The organism is Salinimicrobium profundisediminis, assembly GCF_026241755.1.
Taxonomy (GTDB): Bacteria; Bacteroidota; Bacteroidia; order Flavobacteriales; family Flavobacteriaceae; genus Salinimicrobium; species Salinimicrobium profundisediminis.
Genome location: NZ_JAPJDA010000059.1, coordinates 1 through 2,469 on the forward strand (window position 1 = coordinate 1; position 2,469 = coordinate 2,469).

Sequence of the window (2,469 nt, forward strand, 5' to 3'; positions counted from 1 at the left end):
CCTGCCACAATGAAGAACCCACTGCTGGGAGAATCTATCCAGTTACTAAGTGCAACAGCAACGGCAATAGGTCCAGAAAAAGGGAAATGGTGTCGCGAAAGGCAAAGAAACACACCTCTATAGTCCAATAAAGTAGAATAACATCTCTATTACAGCTAGATCCCACCAAAAAGTCATAAATTTTACTTAACAATTACTCAAAAGCCACCCCAAATTCCACCACCCACATAAGGATACAATTGTCAGTAATGTTTCCTCCATTTAAACAGAAACTAAGAAAAAATCCTGGAGGAGACAAAGATGTTAAAAAGAAGTATCATTTTCACCTTCATTTTATTATTGTGTACCACCTCGGCCAGCGCGCAGCCGTCAAATAAAGCGATCCATTGGGGCTGCAAAAAAGCTTCAAACGAAGTGCCGGCAGAAGCGGGTAAACCGCTTGATGATCTTTTAGAGAAATACGATGCTTTTTATAAGGGTGACACATCGAAAAAGGATATATACTTAACCTTTGATAACGGGTATGAAAATGGCTATACAGCACAAGTTCTCGATGTGCTGAAAAAAGAAAAAGTACCCGGAGCGTTTTTTATTACAGGACACTACTTAAACACGGCACCAGACCTTGTAAAAAGAATGGCGGCAGAAGGGCATACGATTGGGAACCATTCTTGGCATCATCCTGATATGACAACAGTTGATCAAGAGCGCTTTATACGCGAATTAGAAAAAGTCAGAGCAGAAACTGAAAGACTTACCGGAATGAAAACGATGAACTACTTACGTCCGCCACGCGGCATCTTAAGCGAAAGAACACTAGACCTGGCCAAAAAACAAGGATACACACATGTTTTATGGTCATTAGCTTTTATTGACTGGAAGACGGATCAGCAAAAAGGTGCACAATACGCATACGACAATATCATGAAACAAATCCATCCAGGCTGTATTCTTCTGCTTCATACCGTTTCAAAGGACAATGCCGAAGCACTGGAAAAAGCGATTCAAGATTTAAAGAAACGCGGCTATACATTTAAAAGTATAGACGATTTAATGTGGTCGCGGGAAATCAGCAATCCAATGCTATACTGAATAAAAAAGATCGAATCCAGCCCTGCTTCTGACTGGATTCGATCTTTTTGTTATAATTCAGGTAAAAGAACAAGGACGGGGAAATATGGATATACTGACAGTAGAAGGACCATATAATTTCGATTTAGTTCTAAGCAGATTAGCGCTTGATCCGCTGCATGTTGTTGATATGGAGAAAAGATTTGTAAAAGTCCCTCTTTTAATCGACAAAACACCAGTTGTCGCAGAAGTCCAAGCCGTTGGAACAACAGATGAACCAAAATTCAAAATTTCAGGAATTGAAGAACCTTATCAAAAACAAGCCCAACAGCGAATTGCTGATATTTTTCAATGGAATACAAAGCTTGCTCCAATTCATGATTTTTTTATTAAGACAGAGTTGAAAGAGATTTTTACGGATCACCGCGGCACTCCGCTGTTCTTAGAGTTCGATCCGTACAGCTCGCTCATGAAACTTATCATCCATCAGCAGGTTAATCTAAAATTCGCCTATACACTAACCGAAAGATTTGTACGCAAATTTGGTTTTGAAAAAGAGGGTGTCCCCTTTTATCCACTCCCAGAAACGGTTGCACAGCTAACCGTCGAAGAACTCCGTGAACTTCAGTTTAGCGGACGAAAAGCAGAGTATGTGATCGGTATTGGAAAGGCTGCAGCCGAAGGATATTTACAATATGAACAGCTAAAGAACATGTCTGATAAGGAAATTTATGATACACTAATCAAATTGCGGGGAGTTGGTCCGTGGACCGTTCAGAATTTCCTGATGTTTGGCCTCGGCAGACCGAACCTTTTCCCCACGGCAGATATTGGCATACAAAATGCCCTCAAAAAATTATATGATTTACCAGTAAAGCCAACCCAGGAAGAAATGCAAACATACGCCCAGCATTGGGAGCCATACTTAAGCTATGCTTCACTCTATTTATGGAGAAGCATCGAATAAATTGGAGTGATATCAATGACTCAAAACCAAACAGCTCAGTTAAAATTAGGACAAACCTTTCCGCTGACAATTAAACGCCTCGGCATCAATGGAGAAGGAGTCGGCTACTTTAAAAAACAGGTAGTCTTTGTTCCAGGCGCTCTTCCAGGTGAAGAAGTTGTGGTCGAAGCGACAAAGGTACATCCGAAATTTTCAGAAGGTAAAATAAAAAAGGTACGCAAAAAATCTCAGCATCGTGTTGTGCCTCCTTGTCCGGTCTATGACCAGTGCGGAGGATGCCAGCTGCAGCATCTGGAATACACCCAGCAGCTCAAGGAAAAACGCGATATCGTCATTCAATCATTAGAACGCCATTCACGATTGAAAGTTGAAGATTTAAATATAAAACAAACCATCGGCATGGACAATCCATGGAGCTACCGGAATAAAAG

General features: G+C 40.9%; 3 protein-coding genes. All 3 read left to right on the forward strand.

Translation table 11 applies throughout. The annotated features are described in order from the left end of the window. Positions 1–300: 300 nt before the first annotated feature. Positions 301–1,092, forward strand: a complete 792-nt coding sequence (pdaA, locus tag OQ279_RS18300; protein ID WP_266071309.1) for a delta-lactam-biosynthetic de-N-acetylase — start codon at positions 301–303, stop codon at positions 1,090–1,092. A gap of 85 nt (positions 1,093–1,177) precedes the next feature. Then, positions 1,178–2,038, forward strand: coding sequence for a DNA-3-methyladenine glycosylase family protein (locus OQ279_RS18305; RefSeq protein ID WP_266071310.1), 861 nt, complete (start codon positions 1,178–1,180; stop codon positions 2,036–2,038). Between the two features lie 15 nt (positions 2,039–2,053). Next, positions 2,054–2,469: TRAM domain-containing protein (locus tag OQ279_RS18310; RefSeq protein ID WP_266071311.1), on the forward strand; the 416-nt coding region annotated here is incomplete at its 3' end.

Excerpts from the sequence above, each read along its gene's own strand:
- OQ279_RS18305 (WP_266071310.1), top strand. The coding sequence starts at position 1,178 with ATGGATATACTGACAGTAGAAGGACCATATAATTTCGATTTAGTTCTA.
- pdaA (WP_266071309.1), top strand. The coding sequence starts at position 301 with ATGTTAAAAAGAAGTATCATTTTCACCTTCATTTTATTATTGTGTACC.